This is a genomic window from Actinokineospora spheciospongiae, assembly GCF_003182415.1.
GTDB classification, from domain to species: Bacteria; Actinomycetota; Actinomycetes; order Mycobacteriales; family Pseudonocardiaceae; genus Actinokineospora; species Actinokineospora spheciospongiae.
On sequence record NZ_QHCP01000015.1, the window covers coordinates 13,657 to 39,047 of the forward strand.

The 25,391-nt window shown below is 71.2% G+C and carries 23 protein-coding genes and 2 tRNA genes; 15 read left to right on the plus strand and 10 right to left on the minus strand.

Annotation, left to right across the window (positions count from 1 at the left end):
- Positions 1–59 precede the first annotated feature (59 nt).
- The 6 genes from DFQ13_RS33325 to DFQ13_RS29030 all read left to right on the plus strand — a co-directional run bounded on the left by DFQ13_RS33325 (position 60) and on the right by DFQ13_RS29030 (position 3,487).
- A complete protein-coding gene (locus DFQ13_RS33325) occupies positions 60–287 on the plus strand; it encodes a hypothetical protein (protein WP_146241385.1) in 228 nt (75 codons plus the stop codon).
- A 107-nt stretch (positions 288–394) separates the two neighbouring features.
- Entirely contained in the window at positions 395–781 is a 387-nt protein-coding gene (locus DFQ13_RS29015) for a WhiB family transcriptional regulator (RefSeq protein WP_035280096.1), read from the plus strand.
- 5 nt (positions 782–786) lie between these two features.
- Entirely contained in the window at positions 787–993 is a 207-nt protein-coding gene (locus tag DFQ13_RS33330) for a hypothetical protein (protein WP_146241386.1), read from the plus strand.
- Between the two features lie 166 nt (positions 994–1,159).
- Positions 1,160–2,377, plus strand: a complete 1,218-nt coding sequence (locus tag DFQ13_RS29020) for a DUF742 domain-containing protein (RefSeq protein WP_146241387.1) — start codon at positions 1,160–1,162, stop codon at positions 2,375–2,377.
- 41 nt (positions 2,378–2,418) lie between these two features.
- Positions 2,419–2,787, plus strand: coding sequence for a hypothetical protein (locus DFQ13_RS35325; protein ID WP_233438636.1), 369 nt, complete (start codon positions 2,419–2,421; stop codon positions 2,785–2,787).
- Positions 2,788–2,806: 19 nt separating this feature from the next.
- Positions 2,807–3,487 (plus strand): GOLPH3/VPS74 family protein, encoded by a 681-nt coding sequence (locus DFQ13_RS29030; RefSeq protein ID WP_035280092.1) that lies wholly within the window; start codon positions 2,807–2,809, stop codon positions 3,485–3,487.
- Between the two features lie 276 nt (positions 3,488–3,763).
- On the opposite strand, the gene DFQ13_RS29035 is transcribed toward DFQ13_RS29030, so the two are convergent.
- Both DFQ13_RS29035 and DFQ13_RS29040 read right to left on the minus strand, forming a co-directional pair.
- Positions 3,764–5,068, minus strand: a complete 1,305-nt coding sequence (locus DFQ13_RS29035) for an ABC1 kinase family protein (protein ID WP_052020881.1) — start codon at positions 5,066–5,068, stop codon at positions 3,764–3,766.
- Between the two features lie 121 nt (positions 5,069–5,189).
- Entirely contained in the window at positions 5,190–6,257 is a 1,068-nt protein-coding gene (locus DFQ13_RS29040; RefSeq protein ID WP_110082075.1) for a TOMM precursor leader peptide-binding protein, read from the minus strand.
- A 109-nt stretch (positions 6,258–6,366) separates the two neighbouring features.
- Here DFQ13_RS29040 and DFQ13_RS29045 point away from each other — a divergent pair, with 109 nt between their 5' ends.
- The gene (locus DFQ13_RS29045) at positions 6,367–6,888 is read left to right on the plus strand and encodes a M48 family metallopeptidase (RefSeq protein ID WP_063935908.1); all 522 of its coding nucleotides are present in this window, start codon (positions 6,367–6,369) and stop codon (positions 6,886–6,888) included.
- Positions 6,889–6,955: 67 nt separating this feature from the next.
- Here the strand turns inward: DFQ13_RS29045 and DFQ13_RS29050 are convergent, their stop codons facing one another.
- Complete coding sequence (locus tag DFQ13_RS29050; protein ID WP_035280089.1) at positions 6,956–8,314, minus strand: zinc-dependent metalloprotease; 1,359 nt, start codon at positions 8,312–8,314, stop codon at positions 6,956–6,958.
- An 80-nt stretch (positions 8,315–8,394) separates the two neighbouring features.
- On the opposite strand from DFQ13_RS29050, the gene DFQ13_RS29055 reads away from it, so the two are divergent.
- Positions 8,395–9,507, plus strand: coding sequence for a YlbL family protein (locus tag DFQ13_RS29055; protein ID WP_110082076.1), 1,113 nt, complete (start codon positions 8,395–8,397; stop codon positions 9,505–9,507).
- A 24-nt stretch (positions 9,508–9,531) separates the two neighbouring features.
- On the opposite strand, the gene DFQ13_RS29060 is transcribed toward DFQ13_RS29055, so the two are convergent.
- Positions 9,532–10,062: a PPA1309 family protein gene (locus DFQ13_RS29060; protein ID WP_110082077.1), complete on the minus strand. Its 531-nt coding sequence runs from the start codon at positions 10,060–10,062 to the stop codon at positions 9,532–9,534.
- Positions 10,063–10,237: 175 nt separating this feature from the next.
- Between DFQ13_RS29060 and DFQ13_RS29065 the strand changes: the two genes are divergently transcribed.
- The 3 genes from DFQ13_RS29065 to DFQ13_RS29075 all read left to right on the plus strand — a co-directional run bounded on the left by DFQ13_RS29065 (position 10,238) and on the right by DFQ13_RS29075 (position 13,781).
- Positions 10,238–13,255 (plus strand): UPF0182 family protein, encoded by a 3,018-nt coding sequence (locus DFQ13_RS29065; RefSeq protein WP_110082078.1) that lies wholly within the window; start codon positions 10,238–10,240, stop codon positions 13,253–13,255.
- Between the two features lie 48 nt (positions 13,256–13,303).
- Positions 13,304–13,377 (plus strand) — tRNA-Met (locus DFQ13_RS29070).
- A gap of 330 nt (positions 13,378–13,707) precedes the next feature.
- Positions 13,708–13,781: transfer RNA gene (locus DFQ13_RS29075), tRNA-Met, on the plus strand.
- A 46-nt stretch (positions 13,782–13,827) separates the two neighbouring features.
- Here the strand turns inward: DFQ13_RS29075 and DFQ13_RS29080 are convergent.
- The 6 genes from DFQ13_RS29080 to DFQ13_RS29105 form a co-directional block, all read right to left on the minus strand.
- Positions 13,828–14,355: an NADPH-dependent FMN reductase gene (locus DFQ13_RS29080; protein WP_181400194.1), complete on the minus strand. Its 528-nt coding sequence runs from the start codon at positions 14,353–14,355 to the stop codon at positions 13,828–13,830.
- Positions 14,356–14,532: 177 nt separating this feature from the next.
- Complete coding sequence (locus DFQ13_RS29085) at positions 14,533–15,447, minus strand: hypothetical protein (protein WP_052021807.1); 915 nt, start codon at positions 15,445–15,447, stop codon at positions 14,533–14,535.
- Positions 15,447–17,135, minus strand: coding sequence for an ABC transporter family substrate-binding protein (locus DFQ13_RS29090; protein ID WP_233438621.1), 1,689 nt, complete (start codon positions 17,133–17,135; stop codon positions 15,447–15,449). The genes DFQ13_RS29085 and DFQ13_RS29090 overlap by 1 nt, the downstream gene beginning before the upstream one ends.
- A 50-nt stretch (positions 17,136–17,185) precedes the next feature.
- Positions 17,186–19,342 carry an ABC transporter ATP-binding protein gene (locus DFQ13_RS29095; RefSeq protein ID WP_110082080.1) on the minus strand — a complete coding sequence of 719 codons (2,157 nt, stop codon included), beginning with the start codon at positions 19,340–19,342 and terminating at the stop codon, positions 17,186–17,188.
- On the minus strand, positions 19,339–20,319 hold the full coding sequence (locus tag DFQ13_RS29100; protein WP_110082081.1) for an ABC transporter permease: 981 nt from the start codon (positions 20,317–20,319) through the stop codon (positions 19,339–19,341). Before DFQ13_RS29100 ends, DFQ13_RS29095 begins: the two co-directional genes overlap by 4 nt.
- Before the next feature lie 16 nt (positions 20,320–20,335).
- Positions 20,336–21,310: an ABC transporter permease gene (locus tag DFQ13_RS29105; protein ID WP_110082082.1), complete on the minus strand. Its 975-nt coding sequence runs from the start codon at positions 21,308–21,310 to the stop codon at positions 20,336–20,338.
- Between the two features lie 513 nt (positions 21,311–21,823).
- On the opposite strand from DFQ13_RS29105, the gene DFQ13_RS29110 reads away from it, so the two are divergent.
- The 4 genes from DFQ13_RS29110 to ftsX all read left to right on the plus strand — a co-directional run bounded on the left by DFQ13_RS29110 (position 21,824) and on the right by ftsX (position 25,348).
- On the plus strand, positions 21,824–22,324 hold the full coding sequence (locus DFQ13_RS29110) for a PadR family transcriptional regulator (RefSeq protein WP_035287639.1): 501 nt from the start codon (positions 21,824–21,826) through the stop codon (positions 22,322–22,324).
- A gap of 106 nt (positions 22,325–22,430) precedes the next feature.
- Positions 22,431–23,531: a peptide chain release factor 2 gene (gene prfB, locus DFQ13_RS29115; protein WP_110082083.1), complete on the plus strand. Its 1,101-nt coding sequence runs from the start codon at positions 22,431–22,433 to the stop codon at positions 23,529–23,531.
- A 172-nt stretch (positions 23,532–23,703) separates the two neighbouring features.
- A complete protein-coding gene (gene ftsE, locus DFQ13_RS29120; RefSeq protein ID WP_035287638.1) occupies positions 23,704–24,393 on the plus strand; it encodes a cell division ATP-binding protein FtsE in 690 nt (229 codons plus the stop codon).
- 52 nt (positions 24,394–24,445) lie between these two features.
- The gene (gene ftsX / locus DFQ13_RS29125) at positions 24,446–25,348 is read left to right on the plus strand and encodes a permease-like cell division protein FtsX (protein ID WP_035287634.1); all 903 of its coding nucleotides are present in this window, start codon (positions 24,446–24,448) and stop codon (positions 25,346–25,348) included.
- Positions 25,349–25,391 lie beyond the last annotated feature (43 nt).

Genomic DNA, 25,391 nt, shown 5'->3' on the forward strand with positions numbered 1-25,391 from the left:
GTCGCGAGAGCGCCCCGAATGACAACAGTACGACCAAGAACATCAGGGAGGTGGACCGCGTGAAGATCTCGATCATGAATGAGAAGCAGAACCCGGCCGGCTACCCGATGTGCGGTCGGCCTGTTCTGTCCGCGTTTGGGGGCGGCCTGCTCATCCAGGTCCGTCGTGAGCGTGTGGCCGCTCTGGGGGCGTCCGCTGCACACACCGCACACACCGTCCGTTGGACCACCCTCGATGTCGACGTTCCGACCCGTCTGCGCTCCGCAGGCTCGGGCTGGAGGACTTGACCCAGGTCAAGCAACTCCTGGCCCCGAGGCCGCGGACTCCGACACCGGAATCCGCGGCCTTTTTGTTTTCCCACAACGGTTTCTTCCTAGTCAGGAGTTCTTCGACCATGTCGACAACCACTCCGCTGCCCTGCGGAGACCTGAACGAGCTGCTCGCGCAGTCCGGTTCCGGGGTGAGCGAGCTGCTGGACGCGGCTCCCTCCGCTGGTCTCGACCTGCCCTGCCGCTCCACCACCGACCCCGACCTGTGGTTCGCCGACGCGCCCGCCGACCTCGAGCGCGCCAAGACCCTCTGCGGCGACTGCCCCGTCCGCGCCGCCTGCCTCGCCTCGGCGCAGGCCCGGCACGAGCCGTGGGGCGTCTGGGGCGGGGAGATCTTCGAGCGCGGCGTCGTCATCGCCCGCAAGCGGCCCCGCGGCCGCCCGCGCAAGGAGGACGTCGCCCGCGACGCCGCCGAGCGCGCCGCCCGCAACCGGGACGGGGTCGCAGCGTGAACCCCGTGCACAACGACCCCACGTACACCTTCAAGCCGGAAGGTCCCACGGACATGCTTCTCCAAGAAAATCTCGCGAGATCACGAATGCGCGAGGCGGAGCAGGTGGCGCGAGCGCGCCGCCTGGTCCGCCACCTGAGCGCCGCGAGGCGCTGGAACCGGCTCTCGCAGTGGGCGGCCCGGCGCGCCGATCGCGCCACCGCCGCACTCTGAGTGAGCCCGTTCACCCGAATCGACGCGATGCCCGCCACCGGATCGGTGGCGGGCATCCGTCCGTTAGGGTGGGAAATAGGATGGAAACGCCATTGTCACCACGGTCGCGCCGGGGTGGGCTTATGGTGTTAAGCCCCTGTTCCCGACGGCCTTGGGGCTCACGTTGGTGCAGAACGTGCAAGACGCCGGTGGCGAGAACGGCAGACGCAGGCTCAAGCGCCGGACCGAGGTCGGTCGCACGGGAGCCCGGTTCGGGCCACCCGGTCAGTGGCGGCTGACCGCCCCCGACGACCCCAACCCCGACGACGACCCGGCGGCCGCCGAGTCCGAGATCGGCCGGGTCGGCGCCCGCTTCGGCGGCTCCCGCAAGCGCAAGCGCGCCACCCCGCCACCGCAGTCCGATCCCGCCGCCGATCCCGCCGCCGATCCCGCCGCCGAGTCCGGGGCCGCTGTCGACCCCCGCGACCGCGCCGCCCGACCCGCTGACCCTCGTGGTGCCCAGCCCGGGGACCGCGCCGCCCGGCCCGCTGACCTTCGCGATGCCCAGCCCGGGGACCGCGCCGCCAAGCCTCGCGCCTCCGCCGCCCGAGAAGCCCGCGACCGTGCCGCCGAGCCTCGAGGTGTGGATGCCCGGGGGCGTGACCGCGCCGCCGAGGCCCGTGCGTCCGAAGCCCAGGCCACGGATCGCGTCGCCGAGCCCCGTGCTGTCGCCGCTCACGACCTCGCCGCCGAGCTCCGCGCCATCGACGCCCGAGCCAACGAGCTCCGCGCTGTCGACCCCCACACCCGCGACCGCGCCGCCGAACCCGGCGACCTGTTCGACGACACCCCGACGCAGCGCAACCGCGCCGACCTGTTCGACGAGGGCACCCCGCCCCAGCACGACTCCACCAACGACCTGTTCGACGACAGCACCCCGCCCCAGCGCGACTCCGCCGCCGACCTGTTCCACGACGGCCCCCCGGCCCAGCCCGGCCCCCCGGCCCAGCCCGGCCCCCCGGCCAACCCCTGGCTGCCCGACGACCCGAGCGAGTGGTCCGACGCCGACTGGATGAGCCGCCCCGAGTCGCACACCCTGGTCCGCCCCTACGCCTGGACCCGAGGCCGCACCCACACCCGCTCCGACCTGGCGATCGAGGCACTGATCTCCACCGTCGCCCCCGACCTCGCCACCTCCTGGGAGCACCGCGCGGTCACCGAGCTGTGCACCACCCCGCGCTCGGTCGCCGAGGTGTCCGCCCTGATGAGCCTGCCCCTGGGGGTGGCCCGGGTTCTGATCAGCGACCTCGCCGACTCCCACGCGGTCACCATCCACCACCGCACAGGCGACGCCCCCGACCTGGCGTTCATGGGTCGAGTGCTGGAGGGGCTGCGCAAGCTGTGACCGACCCCGCCGTGACCGGACCTGCCGCGATCGACTCGGCTGTGACCGACCCCGCCGCGACCGACCCCGCCGCGACCGACCCCGCCGCGACCGACCCCGCCGCGATCGACCCCGCTGTGACCAGACCTGCCGCGACCGATCCCGTCGTGACCGATCCCGTCGTGACCGGGCCTGCCTCGACTGGTGCTGCTGCGTCTGATCCCGCTGCGATTGATCCCGCTGCGACCGGGCCTGCCGCGACCGTTGCCGCCTGCGGCCTCTGCGGCCGCTCCCGCGCCGAGGAGCCCCCGCTGGCAGCCCTGGCCTGGGTCAGCGAAACCGAGCGAGGGCAGACCGGGTGGTTGTGCGGCACCTGTGCCCGGGCGCACGTCCGCGACATCGAGGGCAAGCTCCCAGCCGAGTACTGGTGACCTGGCTACGGTGATCCCCATGCTGATCGCCGAAGAACTGCTGCTACTGCTGGTCGACGACGAGAGTGGCAAGGTCAGCCCGGCGGGCGCCCAGCTCGACCGGGGCCTCGCGGGCGCCGCACTGCTCGAACTCGCCGACCTGGGCCTGGTCGACGTCGCAGGCCCGGGCGAAGAGGTCCGCGAGGGCCGCATCGTCCTGCGCGAGGGCCGCCCACCCGCCGACTCGGTGCTCAAGGCCACCCTGGCCCGCCTCGCCGACCTGGAGGGCGCCACCCCCGCCGCCGCCCTGGACAAGGTGGGCAAGGGCCTGCGCGAAGCCGTCGTCGACAGCCTGGTCGGCCGTGGTGTCCTCCGCCGCGAGGACCGCAAGGTGCTCGGCGTCTTTCCCACCCAGCGCATCCCCGCCGAGGACGGCTCCCACGAGCGCGCCCTCCGCGCCCGCCTCGAGCAGGTGCTGGCGGGCGCCGAACCCGACCACCACGCCGCCGCCCTCATCACCCTGCTGCACGCCCTCGGCATCCTCACCAAGGTCATCGAGGTCGACGACCAGCGCACCGCCAAAGCCCGGGCCAAGACCATCGCCGACGGTGACTGGGCGGGCGAAGCCGTGCGCAAGGCGGTCAACGCCGTCAACGCGGCCGTGTTCGCGGCGATCTTGGTCCCCACCATCGCGAGCACGGGCGGCTCCACCGGCACCTGACCGGCTCGGAGCGGCACCGGATCGGCGGCGGATCTGCACCGGGTTCCGTGATCTGATCGGGGGCGGGTGCAGTGGAGTGGGATCGACAGCGGGGTGGGATCGGGGGATCGGGTGGGTGCGTGTTCGGTTGATGTGTGTGTTCGCCCCCGCGCGCCATTCCGACTCAAGCTTACCCGTGACCACCGACAATCCACGGTCTTCGGTTGAGAGCCTGTGGACAACTTCTGGTGGAGCAGGTGGTTCTGGGAAGGGGGGTGGGGCGGGGGGTGGGTGGGGTCAGTTTTCGGCGAAGCCGGGTTGCCAGTGGGAGATGATCGAGCGCATGGAGAACTCGGCGTCCAGTTGGCAGAGGATGCCGGTGGCTCCTGCGGTGACTCGTTGGATGAGGAGGTATTGCGGGGGGAGGTTGAGGGAGCGGCCGGTTTTGAAGTCCTGGCCGCGCAGGTCGCCTACTCGGCCTGCTTGGCGTTGCATCCAGCGGCGGGTGAAGTGGAAGACCTCGACCGAGGCGGGTTCGGTGAAGGGGGCCAGGTAGGCGAGGACGTCTTCGGGTTCGAGGTTCATGCCGGGGCGGATGAAGTGTTCTTCGCGCATGAGGGTGGCCAGTTCCGCCGACTTGCCCTGCACGGCCAGGCGGGTCATGACGCCGAGGGGTTCGGGGAGGCCTTCGGGGAGGCGGGCGATGGCGCCGAAGTCGATGACGCACAGGCGGCCGTCGGGGGTGATCATGAAGTTGCCGGGGTGGGGGTCGGAGTGCAGGAGGCCGACCCGGGCTGGGGAGGAGAAGTGGAACTCCGAGAGGAGGCGGCCCGCCTCGTTGCGCTCCTCGGGGGTGCCGTCCTTGATCACCGAGGACAGGGGCCTGCCGTCGACCCACTCGGTGATGGTGACCTTGGGGGCGCTGGCCACGACCCGGGGGACGAGCATCTGCTCGTCGCCCGCGAAGGCCTTGGCGAAGGCGCGCTGGTTCTCGGCCTCGGCCCGGTAGTCCAGTTCCTCGGTCATGCGGTCGGCCAGCTCCTGCAGCAGGGGCTTGATCTCCATGCCGGGGGCGAAGGGCTGGAAGAGCTTGCTGAACCGCTGCAGTTGGCGCAGGTCCGACCGCAGGGCCTCGTCGGCGCCCGGGTACTGGACCTTGACGGCGACCTGCCTGCCGTCGCGCCACACCGCCTTGTGGACCTGGCCGATGCTGGCGGCGGCGGCCGGGGTGTCGTCGAACTCGGTGAAGCGCTCCGACCAGCCCCGGCCGAGCTGCTGGGCCAGGACCCGGTGCATGGTCTGCGCGCTCATCGGCGGGGCGGCGGCCTGCAACCGGGTCAGGGCCTCCCGGTACGGCTCGGCCAGCTCGTCCGGGATCGCCGCCTCGAACACCGACAGCGCCTGCCCGAACTTCATCGCGCCGCCCTTGAGCTGCCCCAGCACCGCGAACAGCTGCTCGGCGGTGCGGGCGGCCACCTCGGCGCTCACCTGCTCGGCGCTCTGCCCGGCCAACCGCTTCCCCCACCCGCCGACGGTCCGGCCCGCGACCCCGAGGGGGATGCTGGCCAACCGGGCGGTGCGTGCGACGGTCTTGCGCGGCATGTCAGTCACGTGGTGATTGTCCCCTCTCCGGGCACGACAGCGCACATGAACCTTCCAGGGGCGGCCGAGAACCCGGTTTTCCCGCAGGCGCCGACCGGTCCCCGGAACCGAAGACCTGTCATCACCTGACAACCGTCCCGGTTTTCGCAACCCCCTCCGCCCGCCCGCGGGTCGCGGCGCCGCAGGGGCAGTGCGGGTGGGGTGGGGCGGTGCGGGCGGTGAGGGTGGCGCCGAGCGGGTCGACCTCCAGGGTGGTGTTGTGCAGGCGGGAGTGGGTCAGGTCGGTCAGCGCCAGGGCGGCGAGGGTGTGGGCGGTGGCCACCGCCGCCGTGGCGTGCAGGGTGGCCAGGTCGGTGGGGTGGGGGCGGGCGGTGAGCTGGGCGGCGACCAGGGGCCAGCACTCGTCGCGGGCGGTGCGGTGGTGCTCGGCGCAGGTCAGGCAGGCCGTGTGGCCGGGGACGACCAGGGGGCCGACGGTGCCGACGCCGTCGGCGGCGCGCAGCGGCAGGTGGGGTTGGGCCCTGGCGTGCAGTTCGGCCAGCAGGGCCGGGTCGGGGACCAGGGCGTCGGCCACCAGGACCAGGTCGGGGCGGCGGTGGGTGAAGGCGGTGGTGTCCACCGCCACCTCGGCCCTGGCCACCGCCTCGTTCGCCGCGACCCGCCGGGGCCTGCCGATGTCGGCCAGGGTGAGGCCCGCGCCCACGTCCTCCGCGGTCACCGCGCCCCGGGCGCTCACCCGGACCCGGCCCACGCCCGCGGCGGCCAACTGGCAGGCCACGGCGACGGCCAGGCGACCGTCGCCGTGCACGGCGACGCCGCAGCGGGCGCGGGTGGCGGGGTCGGCGGTGCCCCGGCGGGCGGCGAGGGTGGACTCGGGGGCCATCCGGCGGGCCAGCGGGTGCCCGGGGCCGGAGGCGTCCTCGACCAGGCCCTCGCCCGCCAGCCCGGAGAGCAGGTCGACCATGGCCGCGCGGTGTTCCGGCCCGGCCCGGCTGAGGAGTTCGGCCGTGGTGCGGCCGCCGCGGAACTCCTCGGCGGCGTCGAGGACGGCGGTCGGGACGCCGCTGACGACGGTGGCCCGGCCGGGGCGCACGCCGACCTGGAACTCGCCGCTGCGCCGGTGCAGGACGGTGAGCCCGGGGCGCAGTCGGGGGCGGGCGGGCAGGGTCTGATCGGGGGCTTCGCTCATACCCCGATCGTGCCTGTTTCCGCCGAATGGTGGGAAAAGTTGTCCACAGGCGAGAGTCACACCCGGCCGGTCCTCCCCGGATGTCGGTGTCTCCCCTTACGGTTGTGCCGTGGCCGAAGTCGAGGTGCGCAGGAGCAAGCGCCGAACCCGCACCGTCACCGCTTATCGCGAAGGTGACACCCTCATCGTTCTCATCCCGGCCAGGCTCTCCAAGAAGGAGGAGGCCCACTGGGTTGAGGAAATGGAGCGCAGGCTGCTGCGCGTCGAGACGAACAGGCGCGGCCCGAGCCGCACCTCCGACGCCAAGCTGCTGGCGCGTTGCGTCGAGTTGTCGGACCGGTACTTCAACGGGAGGTGTGAACCGGCGGCGGTGCGGTGGGTGCCGCCGATGCGGACCCGGTGGGCGTCGTGCACACCGGTGGACCGGACCATCCGCGTCTCCGAGCACCTGAGGCAGGTGCCCGCCTGGGTGTTGGACTACGTGCTGGTGCACGAGCTGGCCCACCTGCTGGTGCCGGGGCACGGGGCGGACTTCTGGGAGCTGGTGCGGGCCTACCCGCGCACCGAGCGGGCGATGGGGTTCCTGGAGGGGCTCTCCGCCGCCGCCGGGTGGGGCATCGCCACGGAGTGAGCGGGCCGGACAGGGCGACGGACCCCGTTCCGCCGGTGCGGAGGGGGTCCGTTCCCGGTCGGGTGCCTCAGGCGCCCGGCTTGCCCCCGTCGTCCTGGCTGTCCTGCTCCGACTGCTCGGCCTCCTTGGCCTCGGCGGACTGCTCGGTGCGGTTGAGCTGGGCGATCGGGTCGTCGTCGATCGCGGAGGCGGTGCCCATGCGGTCGGCGAACTCCAGCGGGTCGTCGAGGTCGGTGGCCGTGGGCACCAGGTCCGGGTGCGCCCACAGGGCGTCGCGGGCGTCGATGCCGTGCCGGTCGGTCACCAGCCGCCACAGCGCCGCGGCGGCGCGCAGCTTGCGCGGGCGCAGCTCCAGGCCGACGAGGGTGGCGAAGGTCTGCTCGGCGGGGCCGCCGGAGGCGCGGCGGCGGCGCAGGGTCTCGCGCAGCGCGTCGGCGCCGGGCAGCCGCTCGGCCACCGCGTCGCCGACCACGATGTCGACCCAGCCCTCGACCAGGGCCAGCAGGGTTTCCAGGCGGGCCAGTGCCGCCTTCTGCTCCGGGGTGGTCTCGGGTTCGAGGATGCCGGACTGCATGGCCTGCTCGATGGTCTCCGGGTTCGACGGGTCCACCTGCGCGGCCAACTGCTCCAGGGCGGCGGTGTCGACCTTGATGCCGCTCGCGAACTCCTCCACCGCGCCCAGCAGCCGCTGCCGCAGCCACGGCACACCGGCGAAGAGGCGCTGGTGGGCGGCCTCGCGGGCGGCGAGGAAGACCATCACCTCGCTGGCCGGGCGCTCCAGGCCCTTGGTGAACTCCTCGATGTTCGCCGGGAGCAGCGCGGCGGTGTTCGGCGGGCCGAGCGGCAGGCCGATGTCGGCGGAGGTGAGCACCTCGGAGGCGAGCTGGGCCAGGGCGTTGCCCAACTGGGAGCCGAAGGCCATGCCGCCCATCTGCCCGACCATGGCCAGCAGCGGACCGGCCTGGGCCTTGGCCTCGGCGGGCAGCGCGTCCACCCAGGCGCCGGACATGCGGCGGGCGACCGGGTCGCACAGCCGCTGCCAGGTGGGCAGGGTGTGCTCGACCCAGTCGCGCGGCGTCCAGGTCCTGGTGGTGGTGGCGCCCGCGGGGAGCGTGGTGGCGGGGTCGAGCCACATCTCGGCGAGGTGGACGGCGTCGGTGACCGCCTTGGCCGACTCCGGGGGCGCGGCGAAGCCGACCTGCCCGGACAGCCGCTGCACGGCGATCTGCTTGGCCAGGTCGTAGTTGACCGGCCCGCCGCCGCCCGTCCCGGCCTGGCTGAGCATCTGCCCCAACTGGCTGAGCATCTGCCCGAGTTGGCCGAACCCGTCGAACGGGTTCTCCGGCCCGCCCGCGGGCTTGGGGTTGCCGTCCTTGTCCCTGTCGTCCGGGTCCGGCAGTCCGAAGCCGAACTTGAACTCGCTCATGGGTCCACGGTACGCGGGGTGGGCGCGGCCGCGCTGTCCTGGTGATCCGCTCCGCGTGAACGCACGTACGCTGTGGACCCGTGAGCACCCCGTCGGAGACGCCCGTGACGCCGCCCGCACCCCGCGGCGAGGGGCCGCCCGCCCCCGGCCGCGGTCTGACCAGGCGCGGCTGGACGGTGCTGGTGGGTGTGGTGCTGACCGTCGCGTTCCTCGTCGTCGGCCTGGCCGTGCCCATCCCGTACGTGTCGCTGGGCCCCGGCCCGACCTACGACACCCTCGGTGAGGCGCAGGACGTCCAGATCGTCTCCGTCGACGGCGAGCAGACCTACCCGACCAGCGGCCAACTGCGGATGGTCACCGTGTCGGTGAACGACGAGATCACCCTCTTCGGCGCCCTGGGCCTGTGGATCAGCGGCCGGTACGCACTCGCCCCGCGCGAGGAGTACTTCCGCCCGGGGGAGACCGAGGAGGACATCGACAAGCAGAACACCAAGCTGTTCCAGGACTCGCAGAGCAACGCCGAGGTGGCCGCCCTGCGCTACCTGGGGAAGTACCCGATGAAGGTCATCGCCCAGGAGATCACCTCCGGGGCGCCCGCGGACAAGGTCCTCGCCCCCGGCGACCGGCTGGTCCGGGTCAACGGCAAGGCCGTCTCCACCGCCGCCGACGTCCGCCCCGCGCTGGCGGGCACCACCCCCGGGCAGTCGGTGGAGATCGTCTTCCAGCACGACGGCCAGGAGAAGACGGCCACCGTCACCCTGGGCAGGGCCGCCGACTTCGGTGCCGAGGACCGCGCGGAGGGCTTCCTGGGGCTCGGTCCCGCCGACCGCCCGGACGTGCCGTTCAAGATCTCGATCAGCCTGGAGAACGTCGGCGGCCCGTCGGCGGGGCTGATGTTCTCCCTGGCCATCGTCGACCGGCTCACCCCCGGTGACCTGGCGAGCGACCACGTCATCGCGGGCACCGGCGAGATCGACGCGGACGGCAACGTCGGCCGCATCGGCGGCATCCCGTTCAAGCTGGTCGGCGCCCGCGAGGCGGGGGTGACCACGTTCCTGGTGCCCGCCGACAACTGCGAGGAGGCCAGGTCGAACGTCCCCGACGGCCTCCATCTGATCAAGGTCGCCACCCTGTCCGACGCGGTGACGCAGCTCGACAACCTCAAGGCGGGCAGGCCGACCCAGGGCTGCTGACCCGGGCGGTCGGGCGCGGGCCGGTCAGGCGCGGAGCGTGTCGAGGAGGGCGGCGGTGAGGTTGCGGGCGAGGCCGGGGTGCTCGACGACCTGGTCGAGTTCGCCCTCCCCGGTGGTGCGCAGCCGCAGCACGCAGGCCATCGCCCCGTCCCGGGACACGGCCGCGACCAGCCGGGCCTCCCTGGCCTCCGGGTGGCCCGCGGCGATCCGGCCCAGGGCGTCGGAGTCGCCGTCGGGCAGTTCGGCCTCGGCCTCCGGCGGGAGCATGACGATCTCCTGGGCCAGCGCGCAGCCCACCACGACCTCCGGCCACATGATCCCGGCCAGCGCGTCGGCCAGGTCGCCCTCCAGCGCGTCCTGGGCCACCGGGGTCAGCGCGGACGCCGGGTCGAGCCGGTCGGCCAGGTCGGGCTGCTCGCGCAGCAGGTGGTCGGTGGGCACCAGGGCGAACAGCTGCGGCCCCTGGTCCCAGCCGCCCGAGGCGACGAACTCCTCCACCTCGCGGGCGACCGAGGACAGCTCTGGGGCGGTGCGGGGCTGCGTCACGGGCGCCATCCTCGCATCCCGCCGCCCGCCCGCCGTCACCCGATCCGGGGTGCGCGGGCCCGGCATCCGCCCATTTCGGGCACCCTCACGGGAACCTGAACCACCCCTAATACAGTTGAACGAACCAGGACCGGTCCCGGCCGGTCCGGAAGTTCTCTAAGTTAGCGACTCTGGAGCGTGCCCAGTGGCCACTCGGCCCCCGATCGGCCTGCCGAAGCTATCCCGTCGCAGCCGCGTCCTGCTCGTCATCGCGGCGGCGCTCGTCCTGCTGCTGCTGGTCGGCTCGCGCCTGCTCAGCACCTACGTCAACTGGCTGTGGTTCGGGGAGGTCGGGTTCCGGTCGGTGTTCAGCACCGTCCTGTGGACCAGGGTCGGCCTGTTCTTCGCCGTCGGCGCCCTGGTGGGTGGTCTGCTGGCGGTGAGCCTGTGGATCGCCTACCGCTCGCGGCCGGTGTTCGTGCCGGTGTCCGGCGCGGAGGACCCGCTGGCCCGCTACCGCTCCACCATCGTGCAGCGGGTGCGCCTGTTCGGCATCGGCATCCCGGTGGTGATGGGCCTGATCGCGGGTTCCGCGGCGCAGGCGGACTGGCAGCTCTGGCAGCTGCTGGTGAACGGCACCGACTTCGGTGTCACCGACCCGCAGTTCGGCATCGACATCGGCTTCTACGCCTTCACCCTGCCGTTCATCAGCTGGCTGATCAACTGGTTGTTCGTGGCCGTGGCCATCGCGTTCTTCGGCGCGCTGATCACCCACTACGTCTTCGGCGGCATCCGGCTGGCCGGGAAGGGCGGGCAGCTCGCCGCCGCCGCGCGGATGCAGCTGTCGATCACCGCGGGCGTGTTCGTGCTGGTCTACGCGGTCGACTACTTCTTCGAGCGCTACGAGCTGATGTTCTCCAGCAGCAACACGCTGTTCAGCGGCGCCACCTACACCGACCTCAACGCGGTGCTGCCCGCCAAGCTGATCCTGATGTTCATCGCGGCGTTCTGCGCGGTGGCCTTCTTCGCGGGGGCCTTCCTGCGCAACCTGCAGCTCCCGGCGATCGCGACCGCGCTGCTGGTGCTCTCCGGCGTCCTGGTCGGCGCGGCCTGGCCGCAGGTGGTGCAGCAGTTCTCGGTCAAGCCGAACGAGAACGCCAAGGAGGCCATGTCGATCCAGCGCAACATCGACGCCACCCGGCAGGCGTTCGGCCTCACCGAGGACAAGGTCACCACCGAGGACTACGCCGGGGTCAGCTCGGCGGCGCCCGCGGCGATCCGGTCGGACCCGGCGAGCACGAACACCATCTCCAACGTCCGCCTGCTCGACCCGAACATCCTGGCGCCGACGTTCACCCAGCGCGAGGGCCGGGAGAACTTCTACGGCTTCCCGGAGAAGCTCGACATCGACCGCTACACCGTCGACGGCAAGACCCAGGACTACATCGTCGCCGCGCGCGAGATCAAGACCTCCGGGCTCACCGAGACCCAGGGCGGCTGGATCAACCGGCACATGGTGTTCACCCACGGCAACGGCTTCGTCGCCGCGCCCGCGAACACGATCAACTCCGCGCTGGCCGACACCAACGACCAGGGCGGCTACCCGCTGTTCAAGGTCGGCGACATCAGCGACCCCGGCCCGTTCGGGGTCGAGCAGCCGCGCATCTACTTCGGTGAGCTGGCCACCGACGACTACGCGATCGTCGGCGGCAAGAACGGCGGCACGCCGATGGAGTACGACACCCAGAACAGCACCTTCGCCTACGACGGCACCGGCGGCGTCCCCATCGACGGGCTGTTCAACAAGCTGGTCTTCGCCGCGAACTACACCGAGCGCAACATCCTGTTCTCGTCGCAGATCGACGCGGGCGCGAAGATCATGTACAACCGCAACCCGCGCGACCGGGTGTCGAAGGTGGCACCGTGGCTGACCATCGACGGCGACCCGTACCCGGCGGTCGTCGACGGCCGGATCACCTGGATCATCGACGGCTACACCACGCTGGAGAACTACCCGTACGCCCAGCGCACGCCGCTCGGCGAGGCCACCACGGACTCCCTCGGCGGTGTGGTCCGCCAGGAGGACCGCACCATCAGCTACATCCGCAACTCGGTCAAGGCCACGGTCGACGCCTACGACGGCTCGGTCAACCTGTACTCGATCGACGACGAGGACCCGGTGCTCAAGGCCTGGCAGGGCGTGTTCCCCGGCACGGTGAAGCCCAGCTCGGAGATCTCCGACTCGCTGCGCTCGCACTTCCGCTACCCGGAGGACCTGTTCAAGGTCCAGCGCGAACTGCTCTCGCGCTACCACGTCTCGGACTCCAACGAGTTCTTCTCGCAGAAGACCTTCTGGAACGTCCCGGCCGACCCGACCGAGGAGGGCGCGGCCGCGGCCACCGCGGCCGCGGCCAACAACGACGGCCCCAAGCAGCCGCCGTACTACGTGCTCGCGCAGAGCCCGGGGCAGACACGGGCGACGTTCCAGATCACCAGCGCCCTGACCCTGCTGAACCGGCAGTTCCTCGCCTCCTGGGTGTCGGTGTCGTCGGACCCGCAGGACTACGGGAAGATCCGGGTGCTGCGACTGCCCACCGAAGCCGCCCAGGTCGAAGGCCCGGGGCAGGTGCAGAACCGGTTCCAGACCACACCGGAGGTCGCGGAGAACCGGACGCTGTTCAACAACCCCAGCGTCTCACCCCTGTTCGGCAACCTGCTGACCCTCCCGGTCGCGGGCGGGATGCTCTACGTCGAACCGATCTTCATCCAGCGCAAGGACGCCAACTCGTTCCCGCAGTTGGCCAGGGTCCTGGTGTCCTTCGGCAACAAGGTCGGCTTCGCCGCGACGATCAACGAGGCCCTCGACGAGGTGTTCGGCGCGGGCACCGGCCAGTCGGCCACCCAGCCGGGCGAGAACACCACGCCGAGCACGCCCCCGTCCACCTCGACCACCCCGCCGTCGACCAGCACGCCGCCGCCCGCGGGCGGCGGCACCGGTGCCACCGCGGAGATGGACTCGGCCGTGCAGGCGCTGAACTCGGCCCTGGAACACCTGCGCACCGCCCAGCGCAACGGCGACTTCACCGAGCAGGGCAAGGCGCTGGCCGAACTGGACGCCGCGGCCAAGGCGTACGACACGGCCAAGGCCAAGGCGGGCGCCGCCCCGACCACGGCACCGTCCTCCCCGGGAGCGTCCCCGTCGCCCACCCCCGGCGGTGGGTGACCCCCCCTGAATGAGCCGCTCCACCCCCGTGTATTGTTGTTCTTACAGCGCGGGGTGGAGCAGCTCGGTAGCTCGCTGGGCTCATAACCCAGAGGTCGCAGGTTCAAATCCTGTCCCCGCTACGAACGAGGAACCCCCCGTCTGCAGAAAACGCAGACGGGGGGTTCTTCGCTATTTCTGTGGGGGCGGAGCCCCCACGCCCCACCCGGGGGCTTGCCCCCGGACCCCCGGCCTCGGTGGTCGGGTGCGGGTGGGTGGGCTGTTTGCTTGAGCCTTCGGCTCGTGGGAGAAAGTTTGCTTCGCCGGGGCGCCCTCCTCGTGTCGTGTGCCTCTGCCGCGTAGAGCGCCTGACCCCCAGTCGGGCGCTTCGGGGCTGGTCAGAGGGGGTTTGGGTGGGGTTGTGGGGGGTGGTTAAAAGTGGGTTTCGGGGTGGTGTACTGTTGTTCTCACAGCGCGGGGTGGAGCAGCTCGGTAGCTCGCTGGGCTCATAACCCAGAGGTCGCAGGTTCAAATCCTGTCCCCGCTACGAACGCGAGAGGTCGGTCCCGGTGGGACCGGCCTCTCGCGCTTTTTCAGGCCGGGTACGGGTTCGTGCGCTTGGCCTCGCGCAGGGTGGTGGCCCACCAGTGCAGGTGGGTGAGGAGCTTCTTCGCCGCCACGTCCGCACCGGGGTCCACAGGGGAGCCCCCGGCGAACCGGGTGTGGGCGTTGTGGAAGCTGACGGTTTCGCGGACCGTCACCGCGTGCAGCTCGGCGAAGACCTGCCGCAGTTGCTCCACGGCCCGCAGACCGCCCGACAACCCGCCGTAGGACACGAACGCCACCGGCTTCGCCAACCACCCCGTGTGCACCGAATCGATGGCCTCCTTGAGGGCGCCGGGGTAGCCGTGGTTGTACTCGGGGGTGACGACCGCGAACGCGTCCGCCCGGTCCACCGCCGCCGCGAAGTCGCCGTCCCGGTCCGCCACGTCCACCAGCACCACCTCGAACGCGCCGTCCGCCCCGACCCGCTCGGCGAACCAGTTCGCCACCGTCGGCCCGAACCGGCCCTCCCGCACACTGCCGATGACCACCGCCAGGGTGATCCGCTCCATCGTCATGTCCTCGCCTCTCCGTGGGATGCCGACAACGCTAAAACCTCCAGTAAACGAGAGGTCAAGCAATGCGGTCGACCGATCCGGGGCGGGTTCCGGGGTCGGGACCACGAACGCCGACGACCACCGGCGCTCGGGCGCCTGGCTGGATGTGGTGCCGGATAGTCCTGAGTGGAGGGGCGGTCAGCTCGGGTCGGAGCCGCGCACGGACCAGAGCCAGACCGCGACCGCCGCGGTGATGGTGGTCGCGGCGAGCCAGCCGGGGAAGCCGCTGCCGTCGAGGTGGGACCAGAACAGGCCGACGACCGGGGCGGGCACGGCGGCGGCCGCGTCGACGCGCCACTGGCGGGTCCAGCGGGGGGCGGCGGCCGGGTCGGGGGCGGTGGCGTTGTCGGTGCGGCGGCCCCGCGGTTCGGTGGTGCGGGTGGGGCCGGACGGGTGCAGGGTTTCGCCGGTGGGGAGGCGGACGGTGCTCCAGCGGCCCCCGGTGGCGGTGACCTCGGTGGGGGTGGGGAGGGTGAGCAGCGCCGGGTCGAAGTGCACCGGAATCCAGCGGTCCGGGCCCGACTCGGTCTCCAGCCAGGACCGGGCCAGCAGGCCGCGCTGCACGCGGACCCGGCGGACCACCAGCGGGCGGCCGGGGCCGCGGGCGGAGTGCAGGCGGCTCAGGAGCAGCCAGAGGTCGAACAGGACCGCCAGGGCGGCGACCAGGGCGGCGAACACCACCCCGCTCGCGGCGCGGTCGGCGGTGGCGAGCAGGGTCGCGCCGGGGACGACCGCGCGGGTGGGGTCGGTGGGGGAGTAGGCGATGTTCGCCGGGGTGGTCCCGGTGGGGGCGCGGACGGCGATCTCGACCTCCGCGGACACCGCGCGGCCGTCGACCTCCCAGCGGGCCAGGACCACGCCCTCGCGCAGCGGCGAGACGGTTCCGGTGGCGCGGGCGGTGAGGCCGGACAGCGCCGCCGAGGCGGTGGAAGAGGAAAGCCCGGACACCGCCGCCACCGCCGCGCAGGCGACGAGCAGCAGCAGGGTCCGGGCGGCGACCTGCCGGACCGCGCGCACCCGCGGGAGCGCGCGCGGTCCGGTCGGGGCGGTCATCAGCCGGTGAAGCCGATCTTGGTGTAGTCCGGGTCGGCCACGCCGAACGAACCGAAGTTCGCCAGGGTGGCGCGCACCGTGCGGGCGGCCGGGGTCTGGTAGAGCGGCAGGTGGTGCCCCTCGGCCCAGATGAGCTTGTCCGCGTCCTGGGTCAGCGCGACCCGCTTGGCCTCGTCGAGTTCCTGGTTGGCCTCGTCGAGCTTCTTGTTGATCTCCTCGGAGCCGATGCGGCCGTAGTTCTGGTTCACGTTCTTCTCGTCGAGGTAGTAGATGCCCTTGGACGAGCTGATCGGCCACGGCGTCTGCGACCACTGGAACCCGACCATGTCGAAGTTGCCGGTGTTGACGAAGTCCTTGAAGAACACCGACGACGGCTGGGCGTCGATGACCACGTTGATGCCGATCTCCTTGAGCTGCGCCTGGGTCAGCTTCGAGATCTGCTCGGAGATCGGGTTGGCCGCGGTCGAGACCAGCCGGATGTCGAGCTGCTTGCCGTCCTTCTTGCGGAACTCGCCGTCGAGCTTCCAGCCGAGGCCGTCCAGCTCGGTCTTCGCGGCCTCCTTGTCGGCCTTGACCGGGGCGGAGTTGTCGGCGTAGTTGCCGGTGCCCTGGAGGAAGAAGTGGTTGCCCAGGGGCTTGGGGTCGCTCACGATCGGGCCGAGGATGCCCTTGGCGTAGGTGGCGGGGTCCAGGGCCTTCATGACCGCGATGCGCAGCTTCGGGTCCGACAGGATCGAGGTCGGCGCGCCGTTGAAGGTCAGGTGCGAGTAGGCCTTGCCGGGGCCCTGGCGGATGACGGCGCCCTGGATGGCCTTGCCGCGCTGGTACAGGTCGACGCTGGAGCCGATGGTGTACCAGTCGATGGCGCCGCTGGTCATCGAGTCGGCCAGGGCCGCGCGCTCGACCACCCGGTAGGTGATCTTGTCCAGCTTGGGCTTGTCGCCCCACCACGCGTCATCGCGGACCACGGTGACCAGCTTGGCGGTCGGGTCGATGGTGCCGATCTTGAACGGGCCCGCGGTGGCCTTCGGCGCGGTCTGCCAGCCGGTGTTGAACTCCGCCGGGGTGGCGTTCAGCGACTTCGGGTACAGCGGGGTGAACAGGTTCGTCCACTCGCCGAAGTTGCGCTTGAAGGTGACCTTGACGTCCTGGTCGGAGGCGCCCTTCTCGACCTTCTCGACGTCCTCGTAGCCGGTGGTGCCCGACACCGAGAACTCGGTGTTGGTGCCGTTGAGCGCCTTGAACTGGGCGTCGAAGTCCTCCCAGGTGAACGGCGTCCCGTCGCTCCACTTGGCCTTGGGGTTGATCTTGTAGGTGACGACCTGCGGCCCGGTCGAGGTCAGCTCGGCCGACTCCAGGTAGTCCTTGTTGATGACGACCTTGCCCGCCTTGTCGGCCTTGAACAGCTTGGGCAGGATCGCGCTGATGATGTAGTCGCCGTCCTGCAGCGTGCCGTCGAGCTGGTTGTAGTTCCAGTTGTCCGGCAGCGAGTCGAGCGGCCACTTGAGTTCACCGCCCTCCTTCAGCTTGGACACGTCCACCTCGTTGATGTCCCAGCTTCCCTGGGTGGCCTGGTCGCCAGCCTGGACCCCACCGCCGCCGCCGCTGTCGCCGCTGCCGCAGGCGCTCAGGGCCAGCGCGACCGCGGTCAGGGGCGCGACGAGCGCTGCCAACTTGCTCCGACTCACAGGATCGAGCCTCCTCACTCATGCCGCCGCACTCGTGCGCGGCGGCAAACTCACCGGTGATCGTCCGCCATCGGTTCGACCACCGCACGCGATCGCGCGAAGTGGCACGCGTCGGAGTGGTCGCCGGACCCCTCCAGCGCGGGTTCGGTCTCCACGCAGATCCGCCGCCGCTCCTCGGGGAGCGAGGCGTACAGGAAGCACCGGGTGTGGAACCGGCAGCCCGTGGGCGGGTTCGCCGGGCTCGGCAGGTCACCCTCGAGGATGATCCGCTCCCGCTGCCGCTCCTTGACCGGGTCCGGGATGGGGATGGCCGAGAGCAGCGCCTGCGTGTACGGGTGCCGGGGGGCGCCGAACACCGCGTCCACGTCGCCGATCTCGACGATCTTGCCCAGGTACATGACCGCGACCCGGTCGGCGATGTGCCGGACCACCGACAGGTCGTGCGCGACGAACAGGTACGACAGGCCCAGTTCGGCCTTGAGCCGGTCCAGCAGGTTGATCACCCCGGCCTGGATCGACACGTCCAGCGCCGAGACCGGTTCGTCGAGCACGATCAGCCTCGGGTTCAGCGCCAGGGCGCGGGCGATGCCGATGCGCTGGCGCTGACCGCCGGAGAACTCCGCCGGGTAGCGGCCCGCGTGCTCGCGGCGCAACCCCACCAGGTCGAGCAGTTCGGGCACCCGCTCGGCGATGGCGGCGGCGGAGTACCCATGCACCTGCATGGGTTCGGCCAGCACGTCGCCGATCGGCATCCGCGGGTCGAGGGAGGCCTGCGGGTCCTGGAACACCACCTGCATGTCGCGGCGGATGGCCTTGCGCCCGGCCTTGTCCAGCTCGGCGGCCCGCTTGCCCAGGACGCTGATCGAGCCGCCCATCAGCTCCTCCAGGCCCAGGATCTCCATCAGCGTGGTCGTCTTGCCGCAGCCGGACTCGCCCACCAGGCCCAGCGTCTCGCCCGCGCGGATGTCGAAGGAGATGCCGTCGACGGCGTGCACGGCGCCGACCTTGCGCTTGAACACCGAGCCCTTGGTGACGGTGAACGTCTTCACCAGGTCGGCGACGTCGAGCACGACCTCGCGCTCCGCGCGCGGCACCGCGGCGATCTCCGGTTCGCCGATGACCTCGGCGCCGAACACCTCCGCCGCGTCCGGTTCGCGCTCGGCGATCTCCGCGCTGCGGATGCACGCGGCCCGGTGCCCGGTGCCGTCCCCGGTCGCGTCGACCGAGCCGTCCACTTGGAACAGCGGGGGTTCCTCGGTCAGGCAGGCGTCGACGACCATCGGGCAGCGGGGCGCGAACGGGCACCCCGGCGGCAGGTCGGTCAGCGACGGCGGTTGGCCCTCGATCGGCACCAGCGGCTGCTTCTGCGCCGCGTCCAGCCGGGGGATGGAGCCGAGCAGGCCGAGCGTGTAGGGCATCCTCGGCCGCCGGTAGACCTCGTGCACGTCGCCGGTCTCCACCGCGCGGCCCGCGTACATGACCAGCAGCCGGTCGGCGAACCCGGCGACCACGCCCAGGTCGTGGGTGATGATCACGATGCCCGCGCCGGTGACCTCCTGCGCGGTCTTGAGGACCTCCAGGACCTGCGCCTGCACGGTCACGTCGAGCGCGGTGGTCGGCTCGTCGGCGATGATCAGGTCCGGGTCGTTGGCGATGGCGATGGCGATGACCGCGCGCTGGCGCATCCCGCCGGAGAACTCGTGCGGGAACGCCTTCGCCCGCGCCGCCGCGTTCGGGATGCCCACCAGGTCCAGCAGCTCCACCGCGCGCTTGTCCGCCTGCTGCCTGCTCACCCGGCCGCGGCCGTGGGTGAGCAGGGCCTCGGCGATCTGGTCGCCCACGGTGTAGACCGGGGTCAGCGCGGACAGCGGGTCCTGGAAGACCATCGACACCCGGCGGCCGCGGATCTTCGACAGCTCGCCGTCGGACAGGCCCAGCAGCTCGCGGCCGCGGAACCGGATGGACCCGGTGACCCTGGCGGAATCCGGCAGCAGGCCCATGACCGCCAGCGACGACACCGACTTGCCCGAGCCGGACTCGCCGACGATGCCGAGCACCTCGCCTGGGGCGACCCGGTAGCTCAGCCCGCGCACCGCCTGCACCCGGCCGTCCTCGCTGGGGAACGACACCCGCAGGTCGTCGACCTCCAGCACCGGCCCGGCCCGCTCCGCGTCCGGTCCCTCGAACAGCGTCTCCGCCGCGGTCATGCCTGCGCTCCCGTCCCGGTCTTCTTGGCGGCCTTCTTGGCCTTCTTGTCCCGCTTGCGGCTGCCCGCGGCGCTCGGGTCCAGCGCGTCGCGCAGGCCGTCGCCGAACAGGTTCACCGACAGCACGAACACCACCAGGAACCCGGCGGGCACGTAGAACAGCCACGGGTAGGTGATGGCCGACTCGGTGCCCGAGGCGATCAGCGTGCCCAGCGAGACGTCCGGCGGCTGCACGCCGAAGCCGAAGAAGCTCAGCCCGGTCTCCGACAGCACGGCGGCGCCCACCGTGACGGTCGCGTCGATGATCAGCAGCGAGGCCATGTTCGGCACGATGTGCTTGGCGATGACGCGGAACGGGGCCTGCCCCATGAACCGCGCCGCCTTGACGTACTCGCGCTCGCGCAGGGTCAGCGTCATGCCGCGCACGATCCGCGCGGTGATCATCCAGCTGAACCCGGCCAGCAGCAGCACGAAGATCAGCCAGCTCTGCCCCTTGAACGCGGGCGAGGCCACCGCGATGACCAGGAACGACGGCAGCACCAGCAGCAGGTCGACCAGCCACATCAGCACCCGGTCGGTCCAGCCGCCGAAGTAGCCCGCCGCCGCGCCGACCACCGCGGCCAGCGAGGTGGAGATCAGCCCGACCAGCAGCCCGATCGTCAGCGACTTCTGCAACCCGCGCATCACCTGGGCGAACACGTCCTCGCCGATCTTGGTGGTGCCGAACCAGTGCGTGCCGCCGGGCGGTTGCAGGAAGGCGGTGTAGTCGGGTTCGGCGTAGTCCCACGGCGCGAACAGCGGCGACAGGAACGCCGCGGCGTACAGCAGCACCACGACGACGAGCCCGATCAGCGCGGGCTTGCGCCGCAGGAACCGCCGCAGCACCAGGCGCGAGCGGCTCGGCGAGCGCTCCGCGGCCACAGAGGTGTCCACCGGGGAGCCGCCGGGGGTCGCGCCGTCTTCGGTCAGAGTCACCATGTCCTTCTCCCCGCCCTCAAACCCGGACCCGCGGGTCCAGCACCGCGTAGAGCACATCGGACAGCCAGCCGGAGACCAGCACCAGCACGGCGATGAACAGCGTCACCGTGGCCACGATGTTCGCGTCCTGCGACACCACCCCGGTGATGAGCCAGTCGCCCATGCCGTACCAGCCGAAGATGCGCTCGGTGAACGTGCCGCCGGTGATCAGCAGGCCGAACCCGAACGCGAACAGCGTGGCCATCGGGATCAGCGCGGTGCGCAGCCCGTGCTTGAACAGCGCCCGCCGCCGGGTCAGGCCCTTGGCCTGGGCGGTGCGCAGGAAGTCGCTGCCCAGCACGTCGAGCATGGCGCTGCGCTGGTAGCGGCTGTAGTAGGCGATCTGTCCCAGCGCGATGGTCGCGGTCGGCACGATCAGGTAGCGCAACCGGTCGCCGAGCGAGGCGAACCAGCTCCCCTGGAACCCGGGGGTCTGCTCGCCCAGGGTTTGCAGGTAGTTGGTGCCGATCAGGTCGTTGAAGCCCTGGGCGGGCTGCTTGAGCAGCGTGCCGAGCACGAACACCGGGGTGGAGAGGACGACGAAGGAGAACAGCGTGGCCAGGTAGTCGCTGAGCTTGTACTGCCGGATCGCGCTGATCACCCCGAGCAGCACGCCGAAGCCGACGCCGAGGACCACCCCGATCAGGAACAGCCGCAGGCTCACCCCGACCCGGCGCGGCAGTTCCTCCACGACGGACCGGTCGGTGACCGTCCGGCCGAAGTCGCCGTGGGCCACCCCGCCCACCCAGGTCAGGAACCGCTGCGGCACCGGCTGGTCCAGGTGCAGGGCGGCGCGCTTGGCGTCGAGCACGGCCGCGGGCGGCGGCGGGTTGCGCTGCTGCAGGATCGCGATGGGGTCGAACGTCGCCGACGCGAGCGCGAACGCGAGGAACGTCGCCGCCAGGCACAGGACGACGTAGTTCGCCAGGCGCCGGAGGAGAAAGCCGATCACGCGGGTTCCAGCCTTTCCCGTTGGTCAGGTGCGGCCCCGGGCCGGACCGGGGTGTGCGGGTGTGCGGTGGAATAATCGCCGCAGCACGGTGGTGTCGCCTCTGGGAAGGGGATACTCAGTGGTGAACCGCTCGCGAGGAACCTACTTTAGTAGGGTTTCGGATAACAGGTGCGCCTCAGTTGTGCAACCGGTTTTGATTCACCCCCTGACCTGGGGATATCAGAGTGATCTGGATCACATTGGAGGGGTTTTCGGCGGGTTTCGGACGGCTACCGCACGCCCGGGGGCATTGCTCTGAACGGGTAGTGCGCCGTACGGAGATCCACTCGTTCAGGCGAGTGCGCGCCCCGTGTCCACCTGGGACCGCCGGATTTTGCTCCGGACAGGGGGGTCCGGTTCGGCTGTTCGGTGGCGGGCCGAACGGGCCGGTGGTGTCTATGTGCGATCAGCCACTGTGGACTCAGCCTCATGGCCACTGTGGACAGCGCGGGCCCTGCGTGGGACCGTGGAGCGGTGTCTGAATTGAACGCAACCGCAGCCGCACTCCTCGGCCTGCTGCACGAGGGACCGCAGACGGGTGGCCAGCTCGTGGCGGCCGCGCGCGAACGCTTCGGCTCCTTCTTCAGCGTCACGCGCAGCCAGGTCTACCGCGAGCTGCCCGCGCTCGCCGAGGACGGCCTCGTCCGCCTCGGCAAGCAGGGTCCCCGGTCCAGCCAGCAGTACGTGATCACCGCCGCGGGCAAGAAGGCCTTCAAGGCGTGGCTGGGCGGTGAGCCCGGCCCCGACCACCTGCGCAGCCCGCTCATCCTGCGCCTGGTGCACGCCTCCACCCTGACCGCCAAGCAGCGGGCCGCGCTGATCGACTCGGCCAAGCAGGTCTACAACGGCGAGCACGAGTCCGCGCGCGCCGCGGTCAAGTCGGCCGAGGACCCCTACGCCAAGGCGATCGCCGAGTTCGGGGTGGCCAGGGCGAAGGCCGTGCTCAAGCTGCTCGACTCCATCCCCAAGGCCTAGCAGGCCGCACCCGCACCTCCAGTCCCCCGCCCGAGGCCCCGGCGAGGCCCCACCAGGGGCCTACCGCCGCAGCGGCGGCGTCCGCGTCCGCGTAATCTTTCCCGACGTGAACCCGGACGTCGCCGCTGACCTCAAGGAACTCTCCGCCACGCTGACGAGCGTCGAGACCGTCATGGACCTCGACGGCCTCCGCGTGGAGATCGCCGACCTGGAGAAGCAGGCCGCCGCCCCGGACCTCTGGGACGACCCGGAGTCCGCCCAGCGGGTGACCAGCAGGCTCTCGCACCGCCAGGGCGAGCTGCGCCGCATCGAGGAGCTGCGCGGCAGGCTCGACGACCTCCCGGTGCTCTACGAGCTGGCCGAGGAGGGCGGCGGCGACGCCGACTCCCTCGCCGAGGCCGACGCCGAGCGCGACAAGCTGCGCGCCGACATCTCCTCCCTCGAGGTCCGCACCCTGCTCTCCGGCGAGTACGACGGCCGCGACGCGCTGCTGACCATCCGCTCCGAGGCGGGCGGGGTCGACGCGGCGGACTTCGCCGAGATGCTCATGCGGATGTACATCCGCTGGTCCGAGCGGCACGGCTACCCCACCGAGGTCTACGACACCTCCTACGCCGAGGAGGCGGGCATCAAGTCCGCCACCTTCAAGGTCGCCGCCCCCTACGCCTACGGCACCCTGTCGGTCGAGCAGGGCACGCACCGGCTCGTCCGGATCTCGCCGTTCGACAACCAGGGCCGCCGCCAGACCTCCTTCGCCGCGGTCGAGGTCGCCCCGGTCGTCGAGCAGACCGACCACGTCGACATCGACGAGAAGGACCTGCGCGTCGACGTCTACCGCTCCTCGGGCCCCGGCGGGCAGGGCGTCAACACCACCGACTCCGCCGTCCGGCTCACCCACCTGCCCACCGGCATCGTCGTCTCCTGCCAGAACGAGCGCTCGCAGTTGCAGAACAAGGCCTCGGCCATGGCCGTGCTGCAGGCCAAGCTGCTCGAGCGCCGCAGGCAGGAGCAGCAGGCCAAGATGGACGCGCTCAAGGACAGCTCCAGCGGCTCGTGGGGCAACCAGATGCGCTCCTACGTGCTGCACCCCTACCAGATGGTCAAGGACCTGCGCACCGAGTTCGAGATGGGCAACCCGAGCGCCGTCCTCGACGGCGACATCGACGGCTTCCTGGAAGCAGGCATCCGCTGGCGCCGCACGCAGTGACATTCCCTCCCGCCACCCACCCCCTCTTCCCCGCCCGGCATCGTCCCCGGCTTGGCGGGGTGGGTGCGCGGTGTAGTGCCGGGGTGTACAAGATTTACGCAGTGTGACCAGGCGGTTCCTCGCCGAGGCCGAGGCAACGGCTCGATGACGACCGAAGGTAGACTCGCCCACCGTGATCCGGCTCGAAGAGGTTTCCAAGGTCTACAAGACCTCCACCCGGCCCGCCCTGGAGAACATCTCGGTCGAGGTCGACAAGGGTGAGTTCGTCTTCCTGATCGGCGCGTCCGGGTCGGGGAAGTCGACGTTCCTGCGCCTGCTGCTGCGCGAGGAGGTGCCCAGCAAGGGGCGGGTTTACGTGGCGAACTTCGACGTCGCGCGGATGGCCCGGCGCCGGGTGCCCCGGCTGCGGCAGTCCATCGGCTGCGTGTTCCAGGACTTCCGGCTGCTGGCGAACAAGACCGTCGCGGAGAACGTCGCGTTCGCCCTGGAGGTCATCGGCAAGCCCCGGCACACCATCCGCAAGGTGGTGCCCGAGGTGCTGGAGCTGGTGGGCCTGGAGGGCAAGGCCGAGCGGATGCCGCACGAGCTCTCCGGCGGTGAGCAGCAGCGCGTGGCGATCGCCCGGGCGTTCGTCAACCGGCCGCTGATGCTGCTGGCCGACGAGCCGACCGGGAACCTGGACCCGGACACCAGCCAGGACATCATGCTGCTGCTGGAGCGGATCAACCGCACCGGCACCACCGTCCTGATGGCCACCCACGACCACTCCATCGTGGACTCCATGCGCCGCCGGGTGGTCGAGCTCGACCTGGGCCGCGTGATCCGCGACGACGCCCGCGGCGTCTACGGCGTCGGCCGCTAGTCGATCACCCCAGCCCCCGACTGCCCCGAAACAGCGAGGAACACCGCCCCCCATGCGTGCCAGCTTCGTGTTCAGCGAGGTCCTGACCGGCCTTCGCCGCAACATCACGATGACCATCGCGATGATCATCACCACCGCCATCTCGCTCGCCCTGCTCGGCGGTGGACTGCTGGTCGTGCGCATGATCGACAAGACCCAGGCGCTCTACCAGGACAAGGTCGAGGTCAGCATCTACCTGACCGACGACGTGTCCTCCACCGACAAGGAGTGCCAGAACGACCCGTGCAAGGGGCTGCGGTCGAAGCTGGAGGGCGACCCCGCGGTCGACTCGATCACCTTCGAGAACCGCGACCAGGCGTTCGAGCGGTTCAAGCAGATCTTCGAGGCGCAGCCGGAGCTGGTGAAGCTGGCCAGGCCGGAGGCGCTGCCCGCGTCCTTCCGGGTCAAGCTCGTCGACCCGGAGCGGCCCGAGGTCGTCACCCAGGCCTACCAGGGCCAGGCGGGCATCGACACCATCACCGACCAGAGCGAGTTCCTCGACCGGTTCTTCAACGCCCTCAACGGCGTGCGGAACATGACCTTCGCGGTCGCGCTCTTCATGGCCATCGCCGCGCTGCTGCTGATCTCCAACACGGTGCAGCTCTCGGCGTTCACCCGGCGCACCGAGGTCGGGATCATGCGCCTGGTGGGCGCCACCCGGTGGTACACCCAGCTTCCCTTCCTGCTGGAGGCCATGGTCACCGGCCTCATCGGCGCCCTGGTGGCGATCCTCGGCCTGGTCGGGCTGAAGGTCGTGTTCCTCGACGACGTGCTGGCCGACCCGATCAACGCGGGCGTGGTCCGCTCGGTCGACGGGCTCGACATCCTGCTGGTCTCGCCGTGGCTGCTGCTGGTCGCGCTGGGCATCTCCGCGATCACCGGCTACGTCACCCTGCGCCTCTACGTGCGCACATGACAACTGCGTCGCCGCCCACCCGGCTGCTTCCGTAGAGTTCGCG